Raw genomic sequence first — 21,197 nt, 5'->3', positions numbered from 1 at the left:
CGCGCGGACGCGCGGTGGCTGGATGCCGGATCAAGTCCGGCATGACGGAAGAGTTTTGCCGCTGTGCCACGCCGGCAGTCAGAAATCAGGGAAACGATCACCACATGAGAAACATTTTTCGTCTGCCGTTCAGGACGGCGGCGCCGGTTGGCGTGTCCGAGGAGAAGGCGCATTCGGGGCTGGTCGCGATTGCGGCGGGTTGCGAGGCGCACTGGAGCGGGCGTTCCTATGGCGAATTGTCGCGAAACGGCTTCATGCGCAATCCGGTCGCGCACTGCGCTGTCCGGCTGGTGGCGGAAGCGGCGGCGGCGGTGCCGTGGCTTCTCTACGAGGGGGCGGAGGAGCTGTCGGAGCATCACCTCGTCAACCTCATCCGCCGGCCTAACGCACGCATGGGCGGGCCGGAGTTTTTCGAAACGCTGTTCGGCCAGCTGATGCTCTCCGGCAACGGCTTTATCGAGCCCGCGATCCTCGATGGCATGGTGCGCGAACTGCATCTCCTGCGGCCCGATCGCATCAGCGTGGTCGAAGGGCCGGACGGCTGGGCGGCGGCCTATGACTACCGCGCCGGCGGGCGCACGCGGCGGATTGCGGCGGACGGCGAGGGGATATCGCTCCTGCACATGAAGCTCTTCCATCCGCTCGACGATCACCTGGGCTTCGCGCCGCTGGCCGCCGCCCACATGGCGCTCGATCTTTCCAATGCGGCGGCGCGCTGGAACAAGGCGTTGCTCGACAATTCCGCGAGGCCGTCCGGCGCGCTGATCTACCAGCCGAAGGAGGGGGGCAACCTGACGCCGGAGCAATATCGCCGGCTGAAGCAGGAACTGGACGACGGCTATTCCGGCCCGATGCGGGCGGGGCGGCCGTTGTTGCTGGAAGGCGGGCTCGACTGGAAATCGATGGGGCTGTCGCCCCGCGACATGGATTTCGTGGCGGCGAAGGATGGTGCTGCGCGCGACATCGCGCTCGCCTGCGGCGTACCGCCGATGCTGCTCGGCATTCCCGGCGACAACACCTATGCCAACTACCAGGAGGCGAACCGCGCCTTTTACCGCCTGACCGTGCTGCCGCTGGTGGCGCGCACCATGAGCCGCTTCTCGCAGTGGCTGGCGCCCGACGGATCCCTGCGCTTTGAACCCGATCTCGACCAGGTGGCCGGTCTCGGTGTCGAGCGCGGCGAACTCTGGAGCCGCATCGGCGCGGCGGATTTCCTGTCGGACGAGGAGAAGCGCCAGGCGGTGGGGTATTGAGGGAGGGCTTTGGCCTTGCTCCCTCATTCCTGTGCTTGTCACAGGAATCCAGCGGCGCGATGTCCATCGCTCGGGAGACTCCTTTCACAGAGTGGGAGCGGGTAGGCGTCCATTTTGTCTTTTCGGCTCGCGGACGCTCGCCGGCTGGATCCCCGGGACAAGCCCGAGGATGAGGGAGGGGGTGGTTGGCGTGATCACCGAAAATGAATCAATCTCTGAAGACGGCTGGCCAGTGGAAAGCGATTCAGGATCAGGGCTTTGTGCCGGGGTCCTGAATCGGATTGTCCGCTTTCGTGACTCGAAGTCTGAAGAACCGGACTCTTTGCGTGAAGTGGCTGACTCAGACTGTCAGCGGATCGACGCAAGCGATTCAAAGGATTCTGCAATCCCTGATCCTGACTCTGCGTGACGTGGGGCTTTCCGCCCCGGTGCACGGTCCGTGCAGCGTTCAGGCGAGTAAAAGCAGTATCGCACCAACAGGTTAACAATATGTCCGACTTTGCCAACGAGCCCGGAATGTGGGCTGCGCGGGCGGCGGGTGCCGCTGCCGGCGCCGCGGTCTCGCTGATCTATCTGCTGCCGAAAAGCCGGCGGGAAGCGGCGACGCGGTTCCTGACCGGCCTCGTTTGCGGGATCATCTTCGGCGGCCCGGCCGGGCTCTTTCTGATGGAGAAGCTGGGGCTTGCCGGCACGTTGTCCGGCAGCGAGGTCATGCTGTCGGGATCGGCGGCCGCCAGCCTCTGCGCCTGGTGGGGGCTCGGCATCCTGTCGAGGCTCGCCGAACGCTACGGCGCGCGGCGGTAGGGGGCCGCGAGTAACAGCAAGAAATACCCCTCTGGCCTGCCGGCCATCTCCCCCACAAGGGGGGAGAAGACACTTGGCACGCGCCCGCTTCATTTGAAACGCGGCGGCAGCGGCTGGCTTAGCCCCTTCCCCTTGTGGGGAGGGGTTGGGGGAGGGGCGGTTTCTGGGGAGGGGCATTTCACCCCGCCGTCCGAACAATCACAGCATTCGATCCAGGGAGATCCGCTCATGAACCATGCTCACGGGCCGGGCGCGGCGTCGTGCAAGTTTGCCAATCTGACGCTGAACGGCGTGACCGGCGACGGACGTTTTTCCGGCTATGCCAGCGTCTTTGGCGAAGTCGATCTCGGCAAGGACCGGATCGAGCGCGGGGCGTTTGGCAAGTCGCTCTCCGCACGCGGGGCGGGCGGGGTGCGCATGCTGTTCCAGCACGATCCGGCCGAGCCGATCGGCTCCTGGACCCGGCTTGTCGAGGATGCCCGCGGGCTCTTCGTCGAGGGCGTCCTGTCGACCGGGGTGACGCGGGCCCGCGAGGTGCATCAGTTGATGAAGAGCGGCGCACTGGACGGGCTGTCGATCGGCTTCCAGACGGTGAAGGCGAGAACGGACGCCAAGACCGGTGTTCGCTCTATCGTCGAGGCCGATCTCTGGGAGATCTCGGTGGTGACCTTCCCGATGTTGCCATCGGCGCGGGTGGAGAGCGTCAAGCATCTCGCCGGCCATCTGCCGACGAAGCGGGAAATCGAGCGCAGGCTGACGCGGGATGCCGGCCTGACGCGCAAGGAGGCCCGGCGGCTGATCGCCAGGGGCTACGACGACATGGCCGGTCTGCGGGATGCGGCGGGCAATCCTGACATAGACGGGGACGAGGCCCGACTGCTGGCGCTGATGCGTCGGGCAGCGTGGCTGATGTCGCCCCGAAACTGATCCAATCCAAAGGAGACGAGCATGACCGACATGCAAAGACGTGCCGCGCCCGAGATCAAGGCGGCGCCCGACACGATGACCGAGGCCTTCGAGGAGTTCATGGAGACCTTCGAGGCCTTTCGCGAGGCAAACGACCGCCGGCTCGGCGAGGTCGAGAAGAAGCTGACCGCCGACGTGGTGACGCGCGACAAGGTCGACCGCATCAACAAGGCGCTCGACGACCAGAAGCGCACCGTCGACCAGTTCCTCCTGAAGAAGGCGCGCCCGCGGCTTGGCGGCGGGTCGCCGGAGGCCGGCGAACACAAGGCGGCATTCGAAAGCTACATCCGCCGCGGTGACGAAGGCGGGCTGCGCGAGCTGGAGGCGAAGGCCTTTGCCGCCGGCACCAATTCCGACGGCGGCTATCTGGTGCCGGACGAAACGGACACCGAGATCGGCCGGCGCCTCTCCGCCGTCTCGCCGATCCGGGCGCTGGCGACGGTGCGCCAGGTGTCAGGCTCTGTGCTGAAGAAGCCGTTCATGGCATCGGGGCTTGCGAGCGGCTGGGTGGCGGAGACGGCGGCCAGGCCGCAGGACGCCACGCCGGATTTCTCCGAGCTGTCCTTTCCGACCATGGAGCTCTACGCCATGCCGGCGGCGACCCAGACGCTGCTCGACGACGCGGCGGTCGATATCGAGGCCTGGATTGCCGGTGAGGTGGACATTGCCTTTGCCGAGCAGGAGGGCGCGGCCTTCGTCGCCGGCGACGGCACCAACAAGCCGACCGGCTTTCTCGCCCATACCAAGGTCGACGACGCCGGCTGGAGCTGGGGCAATATCGGCTACTACCCGACGGGCGCGGCCGGCACGTTTGCCGCCTCCGGTCCCTCCGACGTGCTGGTCGATACGGTCTATGCGCTGAAGGCCGGCCACCGGCAGAATGGCACCTTCGTCATGAACCGCAAGACGCAGGCGCGGATCCGCAAGTTCAAGGATGCCGACGGCAATTATCTCTGGCTGCCGCCGGCAGGACCCGGCCAGGCGGCCTCCCTGATGGGCTTCCCGATTGCCGAGGCCGAGGACATGCCGGACATCGCGGCGGACGCCTTTGCGATTGCCTTCGGCGACTTCCGCGCCGGCTATCTGGTCGTCGACCGGACCGGGGTGAGGGTGCTGCGCGATCCCTATTCGGCCAAGCCCTACGTGCTGTTCTACACCACCAAGCGTGTCGGCGGCGGCGTGCAGAACTTCGAGGCGATCAAGCTGATCAAGTTCGCGACGAGCTGATTGGGAGCGCTTCAAGCGATTGCCCCTCATCCGCCTGCCGGCACCTTCTCCCCGCTTGCGGGGAGAAGGGACCAGAACGTCGACCTTTCCTCTCCCTCTCCCCGCCTGAGGGGAGAGGGTTTGGGTGAGGGGCAATTCACGCGGATATGAGGCGCTAACGCTCGAACATCCCGCCCGGTCGTTCTGCGTCGGGCGGTAGGCGGCTCCGGTTTTCCTCCCCGCCGGGGCCGCCAACTCTTTTCGATCCTCCGGAGACATTTCATGACCTATCTCAGACTGTCCGGTCCCGCTGGCGAGGCGGTGACGCTGGCCGAGGCGAAGGCGCATGCGCGGATTGACGGCGACGACGAGGATGCGCTGATCGAAAGCCTGATCGCCGCCGCTCGCGAATACCTGGAGGCGGTCACCGGGCTCAGCCTGATGGCCCAGCGCTTCCGGCTTTACCTCGACCACTGGCCGGCGGACGGGGTGATTCAGATTGACAGGTGCCCGGTGCAGGCCATTGAAACCGTGACGGTTTACGGCGCTGACGGCACGCCGTCGGAGGCCGTGCTTGCCGGCCATGTGCTTGATGGCGCGGCGCGTCCGGCGCGGCTGATGCTGGCTGATCCGCCGAGGCCTGGACGGATGGCGAACGGCATCGAGATCGACTTTTCCGCCGGCTTCGGCGACGCGGCAACCGATGTGCCGGATGGCCTGAAGCGCGCCATGCTGCTGCATGTCAGCGAGATGTATTCCTTCCGCGGCGCGGTGGCGCTCGAGAACCAGCCGGCGGCGGTGCCGGCCGGATACGAGGCGCTGATCGCGCCCTACCGGATGCGGAGGCTGTGACCATGGCGCACTCCCTTCCTCATCCCGGTGCGATGACGGCGCGGCTCGCGCTGGAGGCGCCGGAGGAGATTTTCGACGGGCAGGGCGGCGTGACCCGGACCTACGGCGTCGCTGCTTCGCTCTGGACCCGCATCGAGCCGGTGTCGCTGCGCGAGACCGAGCGGGCGGGCGCCGCATTCGGCATTGCCGCCTACCGCATCTGGATGCGCTACCGCGACGACATCACGCTCGCCAAACGCTTCCGCAAGGGCTCGCGCATCTTCCGCATTCTCGGCTACCGCGATCCGGACGAGACGCGGCGGTTTCTCGTCTGCGACTGCGAGGAGGAAAAGCTATGAGCGCGGCCAATGCCCTGCTGCAGGCGGTTCATGCGGCGCTTGCCGCAGATGCGGTGCTTGCCGGACTGGTCGGTCCGGATGCGATCCATGACCGGCAGCTGACGGGGAAGGCGCGGCCCTACCTGGTGATCGGCGAGATGGTGTCGCGGGACAATTCGACCTCGACCGAGGCGGGCGAGGTGCACCTGATGACGATCGAGGCCTGGTCGGACGAGCCGGGTCGGCGCGAGGTGGACGCGATCGCCGGGGCGGTCCGGAGCGTTTTGCATGACGCGGCGCTGGCGCTTTCGGGGGCGACGCTGGTCAGCTTGCTGCACCAGTCGACACGGGTGCGGCGCGAGCCGAAGGGGCGGGCGTTCAAGGCGGAGATCACGTTTCGGGCGGTGACGGAGTGAGGTTTGTTTTCCCCTCCCCAACCCCTCCCCACAAGGGGGAGGGGCTTGAGCCGCCGGCGTTGCGGCGAAAATGACAAGAATTCCCATGCTCAAAGCAATGTTGAGTTTCTGGAATCCATGCTGCTGCAAGGGAGCCCCTCCCCCTTGTGGGGAGGGGGTGGGGAGGGGTTCTTTTCACGAAAGGACAGATGATGGTGGCGCAGAAGGGCAAGGACCTGCTGATGAAGGTCCATAACGGCGCGGGCTACGAGACGGTGGCGGGGCTGAGGTCGAAGAAGCTGGCGTTCAACGCCGAGACGGTGGATGTAACGGACGCGGAGAGCGCCGGGCGCTGGCGGGAACTGCTGGCGGGTGCCGGTGTGCAGCGGGCCTCGCTGTCCGGCGCGGGCATCTTCAAGGACCAGTCCTCCGACGAGACCGTCCGGGGCGCGTTCTTCAACGGCGCGATCCTGTCCTGGCAGATCGTCGTGCCGGATTTCGGTACGCTGACGGGACCGTTCCAGGTGACCGCGCTCGAATATTCCGGACAGTACAATGGCGAGATCCTGTTCGAGATCGCCCTGGAATCGGCCGGTGAACTCTCGTTCGGAGCGGCGTGATGGCGGGCTATGCGGACGGACGGCGGGCGAACCGCCATCGCGGCGAGATCGAGGCGACGATCGACGGCGAGCGGCGGGTGCTTTGCCTGACGCTTGGCGCGCTGGCGGAGCTGGAAACGGCCTTTGCCGCCGACAGCCTCAACGGGGTTGCCGAACGCTTCGCCTCCGGCCGGCTGAAGGCGGCCGACATGATCCGCATCATCGGCGCCGGACTGCGGGGCGGAGGCAATCTCTACACCGACGACGAGGTGGCGGCGGCAAGCGTCGAGGGCGGGGTCGCGGGTTTCGCGCGGATCGCCGGCGAACTGCTGGCCGTGACCTTTGGCAGTGCGGAAGGCGAGACCGGGCCGGACCCTCTGGGGCCGTAGCAGGCGCGGACCGGCCGGCGGCGGACGCCTTTCCCTGGAAGGGCGTCATGCATGCCGGGCTCTGCCTGCTGCGGCTGTCACCGAAGGATTTCTGGGCGCTGTCGCCAATCGAATTTCACGCCATGACCGGTGGGCTTGCCCAAAAGGGCAGTGGGCCGGGAAGGGCGGAGTTGGAAGGGTTGATGGCGCGGTTTCCGGATGGGTGAGGTGGAGATGCCCCTCCCCAACCCCTCCCCACAAGGGGGAGGGGCTTCATCGTGGATACCCCTTTGCCAAGCCTGGGACCATTGTGTTCCGCAGCGCTTTTCGCCCCTGACTAGATCGTTCGGCAGGGTAAGCCCTTACTCCTTGTGGGGAGGGGTTGGGGAGGGGAAATGGCCATTGCAGATCAGGACGCCGCACTATCCGGTCAATCAAACAGGAATAATTTCCCATGGACATCGAAGACACACGGGATCTCGCGTCCGAGGCGCGGGATTTGAATGATATTCTGGCCGGGCTGGAGGCGCGGTCGAATGCGTTCGGGTCGGCGCTGACCGGGGCGCTGAAATCGGCGACCGTCAGCGGCCAGGGCCTCGATGATGTGCTGAGGGGGCTCGCGACGCGGCTGTCGACTGCGGCGCTGAACAGCGCGCTGAAGCCGCTGGAGACGCTGGTCTCGAGTGCGGCGAACAGCCTGTCGTCAGCGCTCGGTTCGCTGTTCGGCTTTGCCGATGGCGGGGTGGTCAGCGGCGTAAAACCGTTCGCCTCGGGTGGCGTGGTGTCGCAGCCGACCTATTTCGCCCATGGCGGCGGGCTTGGCCTGATGGGCGAGGCGGGCGCCGAGGCGATCCTGCCCTTGAAGCGCGGCAGCGACGGTTCGCTGGGAGTCGCGGCTGCGGGCGGCGGGTCGACGCAGATCGTCTTCAACGTGACAGCGAGCGATGCGGCGAGCTTCCGCAAATCCGAGGCGCAGATTTCGGCGATGCTGGCGCGGACCGTGAGCCGCGGACAGCGCAACACGTGAGGGGGCCGCATGACCGCGAGTTTTCACGAGGTCCGCTTTCCGCTGCGCCTGTCGCTGACGGTGACCGGCGGGCCGGTCAGGCGCACCGATATCGTCAACCTGTCCAACGGGCGGGAGAACCGTAACCAGCGCTGGCAGAATTCACGGCGCAGCTATGACGCCGGTTCGGGGATCCGCTCGGTCGCCGACCTCTACGAGGTCCTGGCATTCTTCGAGGCGCGTGCCGGCGAGATGTACGGCTTCCGCTTTCGCGACCCGGTCGACTGGAAATCCTGTGCGCCCGGCGCGGCGATTGCCGCGACCGATCAGGCGCTCGGCATCGGCGACGGGACGACGGCGGCGTTCCATCTGGTCAAGGCCTATGGCGACGGCGAGGGTGCGTGGCTGCGGACGATCGCCAAGCCGGTGGCGGGCAGCGTTTCGGTGGCGCTCGACGGCGTGGTTGCGGATGCCGCGACCTATGGGATCGACCATGCGATGGGCCTCGTCGTCTTCTCGGCGGGGCATCTGCCGGGCGACGGCGTGGCGGTGACGGCGGGCTTCGAGTTCGACGTGCCGGTGCGCTTTGCCACCGACCGGATCGACGTCAACCTGCAGGCCTTCAATGCCGGGCGCATTCCGACCATTCCGCTGATGGAGATCCTGCCATGAGGACGATCGACGCAGCCTTTGCGGCCCACCTCGGCGGCGACGTGACGACCGTCTGCCATGCCTGGCGGGTGACGCTGGCCGACGGAGCGGTGCTCGGCTTCACCGAGCATGACCGGGACCTGAATTTCGCCAGTACGCTCTACCGCGCGGCGAGCGGCTTTTCCGCGAGTGAAGCGGAGGAGGCGAGCGGGCTTTCGGCAGAGACGTCGGATGTTGCCGGCGGATTTTCGAGCGAGGCGATCACCGAGGCCGATTTGGTCGCCGGACGCTATGACGGGGCGAAGGTCGAGGTCTACCTGGTCAACTGGGCGGCGCCGGATCAGCACCTACTGCTGCGCGTACAGGAGATCGGCGACGTCCGGCGGACGGAGGGGTATTTTTCGGCGGAACTCCGGAGCTTTGCCCACAAGCTGTCGCGGCCGCAGGGCCGGACCTATAACCGCCGCTGCGACGCCACACTGGGCGATGCCCGCTGCGGGGTCGATCTCACCGCCTATCGGGCGGCGGCAAGCGTGGTGACGGTCGTCGACGCGGCGAAGCTGGTGGTCGACGGCGTTTCCGGTTTTGCGACGGGCTTCTTCCGCCAAGGCGTCGCGCGCTTTGCCGATGGGACGAGCGCCGATATCGACGATGTGAATGCGGAGGGCGACCATCACGTGCTGACGCTGTGGCTGCCGCTCGCCGTGCTGCCGGCGGAGGGAAGCGCGCTGACGCTGACCGCCGGCTGCGACAAGGCCTTTTCGACCTGCAAGGCGAGGTTCGCCAATCATCTGAATTTCCGGGGCTTTCCGCACATGCCGGGAAGCGACTTCGCCTATTCCTATGCGACGGGCGAGGCGAACCATGACGGCGGGGTGCTGTTCGAATGAGCGATATCCGCAATGACGTGCTGGCGATTGCCCGCTCATGGATCGGCACGCCCTATCGACATCAGGCCTCGCTGAAGGGTGTTGGCTGTGATTGCCTGGGACTGGTGCGCGGCATCTGGCGCGAACTCTATGGCCGCGAGCCGGAGCCGGCGGGCGCCTATGCCCGCGACTGGGCGGAACGCTCCGGCGAGGACCGGCTGATGGCGGCGGCGCTCTCCCATTTCGGCGGGGCGGTGGGCCTTGATGCGGCCTTGCCCGGCGATCTTCTGATTTTCCGCTGGAAGGCCGAGATGGCGGCCAAGCACCTCGGCATACTGGATGAGGGCGGCCGCTTCATTCATGCCTATGAACAGGCCGCCGTGGTTTCCTCGGCACTCGTGCCGTCCTGGCGGCGGCGGATCGCCGGCGTGTTCGTCTTTCCCGCCCGTCCGGGGCTCTGATCCCGTTTTCCTTTCGATGGCATGAGGTCCTGATGGCAACGCTTCTGCTTCAGGCCGCGGGCGCAGCACTTGGCAGCGTCTTCGGTCCCGTTGGTGCAATCATCGGCCGGGCGGCGGGTGCGCTGGCCGGCAACGCGATCGACCGCGCCGTGATCGGCGGCGGATCGTCGACGACGGTCAAGGGCAGCCAGCTGTCGTCGGCCCGCATCGCCGGGGCGGAGGAGGGCACGGCGGTCAATCGCGTCTACGGCACGATGCGGATCGGTGGGACGCTGATCTGGGCGACGCGCTTTCAGGAAGAGGTGACGACGGCGACCCAACGCAGCGGCGGCAAGGGCTCGTCCAGCTCTTCCTCAAAGGTGACGACCTACAGCTATTACTACTACGCCAATGTCGCGATCGGGCTCTGCGAGGGGCCGATCGCCGGCGTGCGCCGGGTGTGGGCGGACGGGCAGGAACTGGATCTGACGACGATCGAGATGCGGATCCATACCGGCGCTGAAGACCAGGCGCCGGATCCGCTGATCGAGGCCAAGCAGGGGGCGGGCAATGCGCCGGCCTATCGCGGGCTTGCCTATGTGGTGTTCGAGCATTTTCCGCTGGAAACCTACGGCAACCGCATTCCGATCCTGCAGTTCGAGGTGATGCGGCCGGCCGGCCGGCTGGAAAGCCTCGTCAAGGCGATCACCGTCACGCCGGGCGCGACCGAATACGGCTACAGCCCGGTAGCGATCAAGGAGCAGACGGGGCAGGCGAGCGCCCGGACGATCAACCGCAATGTGCTGACCCGGGCGACCGACTGGGAAGCCTCGATCGACGAGCTGATGGCCGTCTGCCCGAACCTCGAACGGGTGGCGCTCGTTGTCGCCTGGTTCGGCACCGACTTGAGAGCCGGTGAATGCCGCATCGTACCGGGCGTTGAGCTCTCCGCGCGGCAGAAGGAAAGCGTGACCTGGAAGGTTTCCGGCATTTCGAGAGGGGCCGCGCATCTGGTCTCGCGGATCGACGGCGAACCGGCACTTGGCGGCACGCCCGATGACGCGAGTGTGGTCGCGGCGATCACAGATCTCAAGGTGCGCGGGCTGGAGGTGTTTCTCTACCCCTTCGTGATGATGGACATACCCGCCGGGAACGGCCGGGCCGACCCCTACTGCGGCACGGAGCAGGACGCCTATCCCTGGCGCGGGCGCATCACCTGCCATCCGGCCGCAGGGATCGCAGGCAGCGTCGACGGGACGGCTGCGGCACGCACACAGGTCAACGGCTTTTGCGGCAGCGCGACGGCAGGCAACTTCACCACCAGCGGCACGACTGTCACCTATCACGGCAGTGATCAGGGTTACCGGCGGATGATCCTGCATTATGCCAAGCTCGCCAAGGCGGCGGGCGGCGTGGCGGGCTTCATTCTCGGGTCGGAACTGCGCGGGCTGACGCGGGTGCGCGACGAGACTGGCGGCTTTCCCTTCGTTTCGGCGCTGGTGACGTTGGCCGCCGATGTCAGGGCGATCGTTGGCGCGTCGACGAAGCTCACCTATGCCGCCGACTGGAGCGAGTATTTCGGCTATCACCCGGCGGATGGCTCCGGCGACGTCTTCTTCAATCTCGATCCGTTGTGGGCGTCGCCCAATATCGACGCGGTCGGGATCGACAACTACATGCCGCTCGCCGACTGGCGCGACGACGATCTCGTGGCGGCAAACCCCGACGGCTTGCGGCTCGCCGACGATGCGGACGGGTTGAAGGCGGCGATCACGTCGGGCGAAGGCTACGACTGGTATTATGCCGGAGACGCTGCGCGGGCGAACCGCAGCCGCAGCCCGATCGCCGACGGCCTGGCGGGCAAGCCATGGGTCTACCGCTACAAGGACATCGAGGGCTGGTGGGTAAACCGGCACTATGACCGCCACGGCGGAGCCGAAGCGGCGGAACCGACCGCCTGGCTGCCGGGGATGAAGCCCGTCTGGTTCACCGAACTCGGCTGCGCGGCAATCGACAAGGCTGCGAACCAGCCGAATGTCTTTTTCGACCCGAAATCCTCGGAGAATGCGGCGCCGTATTTTTCGAACGCCACGCGCTCGGACAGCGTCCAGCGCCGCTTTCTCGAAGCGCATCACGACTGGTGGACGAGCGAAGAAGCGCCGGCCGGCATGGTTGATCCGGGCCGCATGTTTCTCTGGACCTGGGACGCGCGGCCGTTCCCGACCTTTCCCTTTGACACATCCGTCTGGTCGGACGGGGACAACTGGCGCACGGGGCATTGGCTGAACGGCCGGCTGGGAACGGGGACGCTGGCCGGCATCATCGGTGCGGTGCTGACCGATCACGGTTTTGCCGATTTCGACGTGTCGCAGGTGAGCGGCAACTTGACCGGCTATGTGCAATCGGACGTGACGACGGCGCGCTCATTGCTCGAACCGTTGATCGACGTCTTCCAGCTCGACGTCTTCGAGGATGGCGGGCGGCTGACGTTCCGCTCGCGGGCCAAGGCGAGCCTGCCGGCGCGTGACATGGCGGTGCTGGTGGACGAGGAGGACCAGCCGCTGTGGGAGGAGACGCGGGGGCACGTGGCCGATTATGCCGGCGAGGCGCTGGTGACCTATTACGACGCGGCGCTGGATTACGAACAGGCGGGCGCACGCTCGCGCCGGGTGGCGGCGGCAAACGACCGGGTGCTGTCCTACAGTCTGGTGGCGGCGCTGCCGCAGGAAGAGGCGCTGCTGGCGACCGACGGACTGCTGCGCGACCACCGGATTTCCAGGCGGTCGGTGACTTTCGCGGTGTCGCCGACAATGGCGGCACTGCAGCCGGGCGACGTGGTGCGTCTGCCCGTGGGCCCTGAGGGGCGCTTTCTGGTCACCCGGATCGAGGATGGCGACAGCCGCAGCGTGGAGGCGCGCGAAGTGGTCAGCGCTCCCGGTCTGGCGCCGCCGGCGGAAAGCGCGCGCCGGCACACATCCGGTTCGGCTTCCGCCAGCTTCTCGCCGATCGTCCACCTGATGGACCTGCCGCGCTATGGTGGCGACGAGGCATCGGAATTCGCGCGGATCGCCGTGACGGCAAGCCCATGGAAGACGGTGACGGTGTCGGCATCGGCGACGACCGAGGGCTATTCGGCCCGCGCCCTGCTGACCCGCCCGGCCATCATCGGGACGCTTGGCACGACACTAGGCGGCGGCGTTCCCGGTCGCTTCGATCATTCGCAGGCGCTGGAGGTCGATCTTGCCTTCGGCAGCTTCGCGTCCGCGGAAAAGGCCACGGTGCTGAACGGCGGCAATCTGATCGCGGTCCGCTCTTCGGCGGGTAGCTGGGAACTCTGCTCGTTCCTCAATGCGGAGGAAACGGCGGCGGATCACTGGCGGCTGACCGGTCTCCTGCGCGGGCTGGCTGGCACCGAGGACGCCATGGCGGCCGGGGCGGAAGAGGGCACGGCGGTCGTGCTGATCGATGATGCGGTGGCGGCAATCGGACTGACGGCGGCCGAGCGCGGGTTGGAGCGCAACTGGATTGTGGAGACCGCCGACGGCATGGCCGGGCCATTCGCCTTCACCGGCGGGGAACGGGCGGAAACGCCGCTGGCGCCGGTGCATCTGCGTGCCGTGCGCCGTCAGGACGGCACCATCCGCATCACGTGGGTTCGGCGCGGCCGAATCGAGGCCGATAGCTGGTTATCGAGCGAGATTCCGCTGGACGAGGAGACGGAAGCCTATCGGCTGGACATTCTCTCCGGCGGCCTGCCGGTCCGTACGGTCGAAGTGGCAAGCCCGGTCTTTGAGTATGCGGGTGCCGACGAGGTCGCCGATTTCGGCGCGCCGCAGGCCGCTCTCGCGATCCGGGTCCGCCAGCTCGGGCGCAAGGTGCCGCTCGGTATTCCGGCGGAGAGACTGATTTCCCTTTGAAAACAGGAGCGAAAGGAGAAGTGCATGGAAAGCGAGAAGAACTGGTATCAGTCGAAGGCGGTCTGGGGCGCGCTGGTTGCGATCGGCGCATCGCTGGCGCAATATGGCGGCCTCGATCTCGGCGTGTCCGACCAGGGGCAGGTGGTGGAGTCGATCACGGCAATCACCGGTGCTATCGGCGGGCTGGTCGCGCTCTATGGTCGCGTTACGGCCAAAAAGGCGCTGAAATGAACGGCTGCAACTGAATTGCGGCGCAAATTGGACTTCCCTTGCCATTCATTTGCTGTTCAGGTGGGATCGGTTAGAAACGGCTTCAACATCGTTTAATGCCGAAAGGGAAAGCAATGGCGTCTCCCCTCATCATCGCCGCACTCACTGCAGGGCTGTCGGGCATGGCTTTCGAGCCGCCGCAGACGACCCGCTATGTCGTCGAGGCGGGGGGCAATTGCCAGGCTGCCGCCTCGCAGGTGGTGTCCCAGACGGGCGGGCAGCTACTCTCGGTACAGGCGTCCGGCAATTCCTGTGTCGTCACCGTTCTCGTGCAACGCGACGGCGAGCGACCGAAGAAGGTGACGAAAAAGGTCCCGATGTAATAGACTGCAACCTCCCGCCCGGTGATTCCGGGCGGGAGGTTTTTTATGTGAAGAGGGTGGGACCGCCATGCGCATTCTGGTCGTCGAGGATGACGAAAATCTCAACCGGCAGCTGAGCGAGACGCTGAAGGAGGCCGGTTATGTGGTCGATCAGGCATTCGACGGCGAGGAAGGCCATTTCCTGGGCGAAACCGAGCCCTATGACGCGGTGGTTCTCGATATCGGCCTGCCGGAGATGGACGGCATCACTGTGCTGGAGAAGTGGCGTGCTGAAGGCCGCGCGATGCCGGTCCTGATCCTGACCGCCCGCGACCGCTGGTCCGACAAGGTGGCCGGTATCGACGCCGGCGCGGATGATTACGTGACGAAGCCGTTCCATGTCGAGGAAGTGCTGGCGCGCCTGCGCGCGCTGATCCGCCGTGCGGCGGGCGTCGTTACCTCGGAAATCAGTTGCGGTCCGGTGCGCCTCGACACCAAGAGTTCGAAGGCGACCGTCAACGGCATGACGCTGAAACTCACCTCGCATGAGTATCGCCTTCTGTCCTACCTGATGCATCATCTCGGCGAAGTGGTGTCGCGCACCGAACTGGTCGAGCATATGTACGACCAGGACTTCGACCGCGATTCCAACACGATCGAGGTCTTCGTCGGGCGTCTGCGCAAGAAGCTCGGCGTCGACCTGATCGAAACGGTGCGCGGTCTCGGATACCGGATGCAGGCGCCGGGCGACGCCAAGTCCGCCGACGCGAAATAGGGGCGATGCGCAACAGCTCACTGACCTTCCGCGTTCTGCTGCTGGCGACAGTCTGGTCGGCGGTGGCAATCGTGGTGATCGCGCTGGTCATCTCGACGCTCTACCGGCGCGGGGCCGAACGCGGCTTCGAGGGACTGCTGCACGCCCAGCTCTACAACGTCATCAACTCGGTTTCCGTCGACGACGCAGGCAAGCTGACCGGCTCGCCGCAGCTCGGCAATCTCGATTTCCAGCAGCCGGCCAGCGGCTGGTATTGGATGGTCGAGCCGATCGGCGACTACAAGGCCGAGCCGCTGGTCTCGAGCTCGCTTGGCGATATCAAGCTGCCGGTGGTCTCGACGGCGGCGGTGCCGTTCGACGCCAATTACGAGCGGCTCTATTCCGAACCGGACGGTAGCGGCAACACCGTGATGATCGCCGAAACCGAGGTCATCATGGACAATGACGGCCGGATCGCCCGCTTCCGCGTGGCGGGGAACACCGATGTCGTCGAGGACGACGTGCGCTATTTCTCCCATCGCCTCTATCTGGCGCTTGGCGTCTTCGGCTTCGGCAGCCTTGTCATCAACGCGCTGGCGATCCTGCTCGGCCTGCGTCCGCTCGACCGTGCCAGAAAGGCGCTCGAGAAGATCCGCGGCGGCGAGAGCGAGAAGCTGCCGGAAAACTTCCCCCGCGAAATCCAGCCGCTGGCCAACGAGGTCAATGCGCTGATCGAGAGCAACCGGCGCATCGTCGAGCGCGCCCGCATGCAGGTCGGCAATCTCGCCCATTCGCTGAAGACGCCGATCGCCGTGCTATTGAACGAATCGCGGGTTATCCAGGGCGCGCAAGGGGAACTGGTGCGCAACCAGGCCGACACGATGCAGGCGCAGGTGCAGTCCTACCTCAACCGCGCCCGCATCGCGGCGCAGCGCGACACGGTGCTGGCGCGCTGCGAAATCGAACCGGTTCTGGAACGTCTGATCCGTGTCATGCGGCGGCTGAACGACGGCGTCGAGTTCACGCTTCGGGTCGAGCCGAAGGACCAGATGCTGGCGATGGAGGCGCAGGACCTCGAGGAGACGGTCGGCAATCTTCTGGAAAACGCCGCCCGTTTCGCCAAGGGCAAGGTGACGATTACGGCAAGGCGCGCCGCCGCGGAAGCCGGCTTGCGACCCAGGGTGGAGATCGTCGTCGAGGACGACGGACCCGGACTGGAGCCGGACGAGATCAAGGAAGCGATGAAGCGCGGCCGGCGGCTCGACGAAAGCAAGCCCGGAACGGGGCTGGGCCTTTCCATCGTCAAGGAGATCGCCACGGAATACGAGGGCGACTTCGTCCTGTCGCGGGGCACGATGGGCGGGCTTCGCGCCAGCCTGCTCCTGCCGGCGCTGATCCGGGAAAATGATTGATCCGCAATGACATGGTTCAGCTTTGCCGGGATTGTGTTAAAAGCGTGAAGACTTCGCCACAATGACGCCACGGACGAAAGCGAAGTCACTTTCGGCCAGTTCCAGACAACAGCTCAGTTCCCCGGTATTTGCTCCTCATGAATTTGATCAGGTCTTCCTTCCTTACGTCCCTTTGCCTCACTGCCATGGTCCTGAGCGGTTGCCAGGCGCTGAACGGGCCGAAGATCGGCAACGCAGCGTCTCCGGGGCGCTTCATCGCCGCCCTGAACGGCGGCATCGTGCGCCTGACGGGCGCCGATCTCGGCGATGGCGACAAGCAGCGGGCGCTGGAAGCGGAGTACCGGGCGCTGGAAGCGGCACCGGGCGGGCAGGCGGTCACCTGGACCGGCCGCAGCTATAGCGGCAAGGTGGTCGCGGCTGCGCCCTATCAGGTCGGCTCGCAGAATTGCCGCCAGTATTCCCATACGCTGCAGACGCCGAATGGCGAAAAAGTCGCCAAGGGCGTCGCCTGCCGCAACCAGGATGGCAGCTGGACGCCTTTGATCTGAATCATGGTGGCGCAAGGCTGAAGCCTTAAAAGCGAGGCCGAGTGTGGCCAAACGCAGCAATTTGCCGCGTCGGCCACTTTGAGCGTTGGAAAGCCCCCGCGCTTGCAGTATTTGGATCGCCATGGATTTCTGGATTCTCGCCACTCTTCTGACCGTTCTCGTCGCGGCCTTGCTCGTCATGCCGCTCTTGCGAAGGGGCCGTCAGCCCGATGAAACGAATGCCGGCGAGGCGGCCGTTTACCGCGACCAGCTCTCCGAGCTGGAGCGGGACCGCGCTTCCGGGCTCATCTCGGCGGAAGAAGCCGAATATGCCCGCGCCGAGATCGGCAGGCGGCTGATCGCCGTCTCCAAGGCGAAGACGGAGCGGCGGACGGCGGGCGGAAGGCACATTCTGGTTTCAGCCGTCGTCGTGCTGGCCGTTGCCGGAACCGCAATCTATCTCTACGGACTGACGGGGACGCCGGGCGCACCGGACGAGCCGCTGGCCGCCCGCATGGACAATCCCGGCAACGACGTCGGCATCCTGATTGCCAAGGCCGAACGGCACCTGGCCGAGAATCCCGATGACGGCGGCGGCTGGGACCTGCTGGCGCCGATCTACTTCCGCAACATGCGGATCGGCGACGCCGAGCTTGCCTATCGCAACGCCATCCGTCTTCTGGGCGAAAACGCCGAACGCCTCTCCGGCCTTGGCGAGACGCTGGTTGCCGGCAACGACGGTATTGTTACCGACGAAGCGCAGCAGATGTTCCAGAAGTCGGTGGCGCTGGACGGCAACAATCCGAAGGCGAAATATTACCTCGCTCTGGCGCTCGAGGAGAGCGGCAAGCGCGAGGAAGCGCTCGCGGCCTTCAAGGCGCTTGCGGCGGAAAGCCCGGCCGACGCGCCGTGGATGCCGCTCGTCAATCGCCATATCGCCCAGGTCGGCGGTGCTCCGACGGTGGCCGAAGGCGAGGCGAAGGCCCCGGGCAATCCGACGGCCGAAGACGTGGAGGCCGCAAAGGACATGTCGTCCGGCGACCGCCAGCAGATGATCCAGTCGATGGTCACAAGCCTGGCGCAGAAGCTTGCCGACGACCCGAACAATTTCGAGGGCTGGATGCGGCTGGTGCGCTCCTATGCGGTGCTGAACCAGAAGGACAAGGCCGAGGAGGCCCTCAAGACGGCATTGAAGACCTTTCCGGCCGACGGTGACGAGGGCAGGCAGCTCGTCGCGCTCGGCACCGAGATGGGGCTGACGGTGGATGGAGTAAGCCAATGACACGCAAGCAGAAACGCCTCGCGGTGATCGGCGGCGGCATGGGATTCATCATCGCCGCCGTTCTTCTGGTGATGTTCGCCTTCGGCCAGTCGGTCGCCTATTTCTACGTGCCCGGGGATCTCGCCGAGGCGCATGTGCAGCCGGGCACCCGGATCCGCCTTGGCGGGCTGGTCGAGGAGGGAAGCTGGGTGCGCGGCGCCGGCACGACCTCGACCTTCGTCGTCACCGATACGCAGTCGGAGGTCAAGGTGACCTATACCGGCATCCTGCCGGACCTGTTTCGCGAAGGGCAGGGCGTGGTGGCGGAAGGCACATTCGAGCCGGGCAGCAATGTTTTCGTTGCCGATACCGTGCTTGCCAAGCATGATGAGACCTACATGCCCAAGGATGTCGCCGACAGGCTCGAGGCGCGGGGCGTAACGCTTTCTGGTAAGGAAACGATCAAATGATGACCGAGCTTGGACATTATGCGCTCGTATTGTCGCTGGGGGTCATGCTGGTCCAGTCGATCCTGCCGGTCGTCGGCGCCCGGCGCGGCGATGCGGGGCTGATGGATCTCGCCTCCTATGCGGCGCTGACCGGCTTCGCGCTGGTCGCCTTTTCCTTCGCCATGCTGACGCGCGCCCACATGACCTCCGACTTCTCGGTCGTCAACGTTTGGGAGAACTCCCACTCGCTGGTGCCGGCGCTCTACAAATTCTCGGGCGTGTGGGGCAACCACGAAGGCTCGATGATGCTGTGGCTGCTGATCCTCGCCTTCTTCAGCGCCCTTGTCGCCCTGTTCGGCCGCAACATTCCCGACACGCTGAAGGCCAATGTGCTGGCGGTGCAGGCCTGGATCGGCTTTGCCTTCACGCTGTTCATCCTCCTGACGTCGAACCCGTTCGCGCGGCTCTTCCCGCCGCCGGCGGAAGGCAAGGATTTGAACCCGGTACTGCAGGATGTCGGCCTCGCCATTCATCCGCCGCTCCTCTATCTCGGCTATGTCGGCTTCTCGGTCTGTTTCTCCTTCGCCGTCGCAGCGCTTCTGGATGGCCGTATCGATGCCGCCTGGGCGCGCTGGGTGCGGCCCTGGACGCTGGCCGCCTGGACCTGTCTGACGGCCGGCATCGCCATGGGCTCCTATTGGGCCTATTACGAGCTCGGCTGGGGCGGCTGGTGGTTCTGGGATCCGGTCGAAAACGCCTCTTTCATGCCCTGGCTTGCCGGCACGGCGCTCCTGCATTCGGCCCTCGTGATGGAAAAGCGCGAGGCGCTGAAGATCTGGACGGTGCTGCTCGCCATCCTGACCTTCTCGCTGTCGCTGCTCGGCACCTTCCTCGTGCGCTCCGGCGTCTTGACCTCGGTGCATGCCTTCGCCTCGGACCCGTCGCGCGGCATCTTCATCCTCTGCATTTTGATCATCTTCATCGGCGGCTCGCTGAGCCTGTTTGCCTTCCGCGCCCCGCTCCTGAAGGCTGGTGGGCTGTTCGCGCCGATCTCCCGCGAGGGGGCGCTGGTGCTCAACAACCTGATCCTCACCGTATCGACGGCGACGGTTCTGACCGGCACGCTCTATCCGCTGCTGCTGGAAACGCTGACAGGCGAGAAGATTTCGGTCGGTGCGCCGTTCTTCAACCTGACCTTCGGCCTTCTGATGCTGCCGCTGATCGTCGCCGTGCCGTTCGGCCCGCTGCTCGCCTGGAAGCGCGGCGACCTGCTGGGCGCGTTCCAGAGGCTCTACATGTTCGCGATAGCCGCCTTCGTTGCCGCGGCGATCCTGTTCTACACGCAGAGCGGCGGACCGCTGCTGGCGCTCGCCGGGCTCGGTGCCGGCTTCTACCTGATTTTCGGGGCGTTCGCCGATCTCTACTACCGCGCCGGCTTTTCCAAGGCGGGACTGAGCGTCGGCTGGAAGCGGTTGACCGGCCTGCCGCGTTCGGCTTTCGGCACAGCGCTCGCCCATGCGGGCTTCGGCGTCTCGGTTCTCGGCGTCGTCGCCGTATCGACGTTCGCGACGGAAACCGTCGTTGAGATGAAGCCGGGCGCAACGACAGAGGCCGGCGGCTATCAGATCACCTTCGACGGCATGAAATCCGGGAAGGGACCGAACTATACCGAGGATTCTGGCCATTTCTCCATCGCCCGCGGCGGTGTACAGGTCTCGGATTTCTTCTCCTCCAAGAGGCTCTACACTGCCCGCCGCATGCCAACCACGGAAGCCGGCATCCGCACCTTCGGCCTGAGCCAGCTCTACGTCTCGCTGGGCGATCCGACGGAGGACGGCGGCATGGTCGTGCGCATCTGGTGGAAGCCTTACATCCTCTGCATCTGGGGCGGCGCGCTGCTCATGATGGTCGGCGGTTTCGTCTCGCTGAGCGACCGCCGCCTGCGGGTCGGCGCACCGAAGCGCCGGGCCAAAACGGTGACCGGACCGGCGGTGGAGGCTGCCGAATGATCCGCCGTCTTGTCCTGATCCTGGCGTTTCTGGTCACGGCGGCGCCGGCCTTCGCGGTCAATCCGGACGAAGTATTGGCTGATCCGGCCCTCGAAGCGCGGGCGCGCACGATTTCGTCCGAGCTTCGCTGCATGGTCTGCCAGAATCAGTCGATCGACGATTCGAATGCCGATCTCGCCCGCGATCTCCGGCTGCTGGTCCGCAACCGACTGACGCAGGGCGACACTGACCAGCAGGTCATCGACTATATCGTCTCCCGCTACGGCGAATTCGTGCTCTTGAAGCCGCGCTTCGGCGAGAAGACACTGATCCTGTGGGGCGCGCCCTTGCTGCTGGCGCTCGCCGGAGGTTTCGCGTTGTTCATCTACGGGCGCAGGAACCGCGCGCGGCCGACCGGCAAGCCGCTGACCGAGGCAGAGGCCAAGGAATTGGAAAACATACTGAAAGGCTGATTTTCTGGGTGCTCGTATACGGCGTTTTCCACAAGTGCCGAACATTACCAAAAATTCATCGCCCGGTCAGTTCTCCGTAAGGTCTCACCCTCTATACCTTTCTTCATCGATTGTTCCT

Annotated in this window: 23 protein-coding genes and 1 pseudogene; all 24 read left to right on the top strand. The window is 65.8% G+C overall.

From position 1 onward, the window contains the following. Window positions 1–104 precede the first annotated feature (104 nt). A complete protein-coding gene (locus tag ACU5AZ_RS04675; RefSeq protein ID WP_446824867.1) occupies window positions 105–1,253 on the top strand; it encodes a phage portal protein in 1,149 nt (382 codons plus the stop codon). 489 nt (window positions 1,254–1,742) lie between these two features. Next, window positions 1,743–2,057 carry a DUF6107 family protein gene (locus tag ACU5AZ_RS04670; RefSeq protein ID WP_446824866.1) on the top strand — a complete coding sequence of 105 codons (315 nt, stop codon included), beginning with the start codon at window positions 1,743–1,745 and terminating at the stop codon, window positions 2,055–2,057. Between the two features lie 228 nt (window positions 2,058–2,285). Beyond that, window positions 2,286–2,984: an HK97 family phage prohead protease gene (locus ACU5AZ_RS04665; RefSeq protein WP_446824865.1), complete on the top strand. Its 699-nt coding sequence runs from the start codon at window positions 2,286–2,288 to the stop codon at window positions 2,982–2,984. Window positions 2,985–3,005: 21 nt separating this feature from the next. Next, window positions 3,006–4,250: a phage major capsid protein gene (locus ACU5AZ_RS04660; RefSeq protein WP_446824864.1), complete on the top strand. Its 1,245-nt coding sequence runs from the start codon at window positions 3,006–3,008 to the stop codon at window positions 4,248–4,250. Window positions 4,251–4,511: 261 nt separating this feature from the next. Continuing rightward, window positions 4,512–5,081: a head-tail connector protein gene (locus tag ACU5AZ_RS04655; protein WP_446824863.1), complete on the top strand. Its 570-nt coding sequence runs from the start codon at window positions 4,512–4,514 to the stop codon at window positions 5,079–5,081. Between the two features lie 2 nt (window positions 5,082–5,083). Beyond that, window positions 5,084–5,419, top strand: a complete 336-nt coding sequence (locus ACU5AZ_RS04650; RefSeq protein ID WP_446824862.1) for a phage head closure protein — start codon at window positions 5,084–5,086, stop codon at window positions 5,417–5,419. Then, window positions 5,416–5,814: a DUF3168 domain-containing protein gene (locus ACU5AZ_RS04645; protein WP_446824861.1), complete on the top strand. Its 399-nt coding sequence runs from the start codon at window positions 5,416–5,418 to the stop codon at window positions 5,812–5,814. Before ACU5AZ_RS04650 ends, ACU5AZ_RS04645 begins: the two co-directional genes overlap by 4 nt. A gap of 191 nt (window positions 5,815–6,005) precedes the next feature. Beyond that, window positions 6,006–6,413 (top strand): phage major tail protein, TP901-1 family, encoded by a 408-nt coding sequence (locus ACU5AZ_RS04640; protein ID WP_446825915.1) that lies wholly within the window; start codon window positions 6,006–6,008, stop codon window positions 6,411–6,413. Further along, the gene (locus ACU5AZ_RS04635; RefSeq protein WP_446824860.1) at window positions 6,413–6,781 is read left to right on the top strand and encodes a gene transfer agent family protein; all 369 of its coding nucleotides are present in this window, start codon (window positions 6,413–6,415) and stop codon (window positions 6,779–6,781) included. Before ACU5AZ_RS04640 ends, ACU5AZ_RS04635 begins: the two co-directional genes overlap by 1 nt. 41 nt (window positions 6,782–6,822) lie before the next feature. Further along, a pseudogene (locus tag ACU5AZ_RS04630) lies at window positions 6,823–6,987 on the top strand (rcc01693 family protein); the annotation flags it as partial. Between the two features lie 227 nt (window positions 6,988–7,214). Further along, window positions 7,215–7,787: a phage tail tape measure protein gene (locus tag ACU5AZ_RS04625; protein ID WP_446824859.1), complete on the top strand. Its 573-nt coding sequence runs from the start codon at window positions 7,215–7,217 to the stop codon at window positions 7,785–7,787. A gap of 9 nt (window positions 7,788–7,796) precedes the next feature. After that, entirely contained in the window at window positions 7,797–8,438 is a 642-nt protein-coding gene (locus ACU5AZ_RS04620) for a phage distal tail protein, Rcc01695 family (RefSeq protein WP_446824858.1), read from the top strand. Further along, entirely contained in the window at window positions 8,435–9,307 is an 873-nt protein-coding gene (locus tag ACU5AZ_RS04615; RefSeq protein WP_446824857.1) for a DUF2163 domain-containing protein, read from the top strand. Before ACU5AZ_RS04620 ends, ACU5AZ_RS04615 begins: the two co-directional genes overlap by 4 nt. Beyond that, complete coding sequence (locus ACU5AZ_RS04610; protein WP_446824856.1) at window positions 9,304–9,747, top strand: NlpC/P60 family protein; 444 nt, start codon at window positions 9,304–9,306, stop codon at window positions 9,745–9,747. Before ACU5AZ_RS04615 ends, ACU5AZ_RS04610 begins: the two co-directional genes overlap by 4 nt. A 32-nt stretch (window positions 9,748–9,779) precedes the next feature. Further along, window positions 9,780–13,643, top strand: coding sequence for a baseplate multidomain protein megatron (locus ACU5AZ_RS04605; RefSeq protein WP_446824855.1), 3,864 nt, complete (start codon window positions 9,780–9,782; stop codon window positions 13,641–13,643). 24 nt (window positions 13,644–13,667) lie between these two features. Next, window positions 13,668–13,874, top strand: a complete 207-nt coding sequence (locus ACU5AZ_RS04600) for a hypothetical protein (RefSeq protein ID WP_446824854.1) — start codon at window positions 13,668–13,670, stop codon at window positions 13,872–13,874. Window positions 13,875–13,987: 113 nt separating this feature from the next. Then, window positions 13,988–14,236 (top strand): hypothetical protein, encoded by a 249-nt coding sequence (locus ACU5AZ_RS04595; protein ID WP_446824853.1) that lies wholly within the window; start codon window positions 13,988–13,990, stop codon window positions 14,234–14,236. A 67-nt stretch (window positions 14,237–14,303) separates the two neighbouring features. Next, window positions 14,304–14,990: a response regulator transcription factor gene (locus ACU5AZ_RS04590; protein ID WP_446824852.1), complete on the top strand. Its 687-nt coding sequence runs from the start codon at window positions 14,304–14,306 to the stop codon at window positions 14,988–14,990. Between the two features lie 5 nt (window positions 14,991–14,995). Further along, window positions 14,996–16,381 (top strand): ATP-binding protein, encoded by a 1,386-nt coding sequence (locus ACU5AZ_RS04585; RefSeq protein ID WP_446824851.1) that lies wholly within the window; start codon window positions 14,996–14,998, stop codon window positions 16,379–16,381. Window positions 16,382–16,518: 137 nt separating this feature from the next. Next, window positions 16,519–16,929: a hypothetical protein gene (locus ACU5AZ_RS04580; protein ID WP_446824850.1), complete on the top strand. Its 411-nt coding sequence runs from the start codon at window positions 16,519–16,521 to the stop codon at window positions 16,927–16,929. A gap of 121 nt (window positions 16,930–17,050) precedes the next feature. Further along, window positions 17,051–18,190 carry a c-type cytochrome biogenesis protein CcmI gene (gene ccmI / locus ACU5AZ_RS04575; protein ID WP_446824849.1) on the top strand — a complete coding sequence of 380 codons (1,140 nt, stop codon included), beginning with the start codon at window positions 17,051–17,053 and terminating at the stop codon, window positions 18,188–18,190. Beyond that, entirely contained in the window at window positions 18,187–18,639 is a 453-nt protein-coding gene (gene ccmE, locus ACU5AZ_RS04570) for a cytochrome c maturation protein CcmE (RefSeq protein ID WP_446824848.1), read from the top strand. Before ccmI ends, ccmE begins: the two co-directional genes overlap by 4 nt. Next, complete coding sequence (locus tag ACU5AZ_RS04565) at window positions 18,636–20,627, top strand: heme lyase CcmF/NrfE family subunit (protein ID WP_446824847.1); 1,992 nt, start codon at window positions 18,636–18,638, stop codon at window positions 20,625–20,627. The genes ccmE and ACU5AZ_RS04565 overlap by 4 nt, the downstream gene beginning before the upstream one ends. Further along, a complete protein-coding gene (locus ACU5AZ_RS04560) occupies window positions 20,624–21,079 on the top strand; it encodes a cytochrome c-type biogenesis protein (protein WP_446824846.1) in 456 nt (151 codons plus the stop codon). Before ACU5AZ_RS04565 ends, ACU5AZ_RS04560 begins: the two co-directional genes overlap by 4 nt. Window positions 21,080–21,197 lie beyond the last annotated feature (118 nt).

The sequence above is a fragment of the Rhizobium sp. PAMB 3182 genome, assembly GCF_052908355.1.
This window is presented reverse-complemented; position numbering and strand designations above follow the sequence as displayed.